Here is a 487-nt window from a genome sequence, read left to right as displayed (position 1 = left end):
AAGGACACAAAATAGTATGCAAAGACATTATAATGCCCTTTCACCACAGGCTAAAGATATGGTATTACAACAGATGGGAGGAAGTAATGGGGGGATAGTTGAAAATAGAAAACCTATATTCTAGGTTTTCTTAAAATATATTAATTAATAATTTCAGGATATAGAATTTTTGTTATACTGCCTCACACTATCACACAATGATTCTGTATTCCTCAACTTTCATTAACTCCTTAATTTTTGAAAGCTTTGTAAGATAGCTAGGATCTTTAGCTTCCTCTCTATTTTCATCAGCCCAAATACCTGCATAACAACTTTTAAAATTAACAATCTGCAAATCGCCATTTTCAATCAAATCGGCTTGCATATCTTGGGTGATATTAGGATAAATAGGGATACCATCTAACAAAAGTAAGTTATACCCAGCCTCGTGATTCCTTAATCTTTCAATAGCTCTATTTTTAAAGCTACTATCCCACGCATTCCAATA

At 32.9% G+C, this 487-nt stretch carries 1 protein-coding gene; it reads right to left on the bottom strand.

Going from position 1 to position 487, the window contains the following annotated elements:
* Nucleotides 1–190 precede the first annotated feature (190 nt).
* Nucleotides 191–487: hypothetical protein (locus CQA49_RS10250; RefSeq protein ID WP_115575757.1), on the bottom strand; the 297-nt coding region annotated here is incomplete at its 5' end.

This window comes from Helicobacter sp. MIT 00-7814, from assembly GCF_003364115.1.
Lineage (GTDB): Bacteria > Campylobacterota > Campylobacteria > Campylobacterales > Helicobacteraceae > Helicobacter_F.
This window is presented reverse-complemented; position numbering and strand designations above follow the sequence as displayed.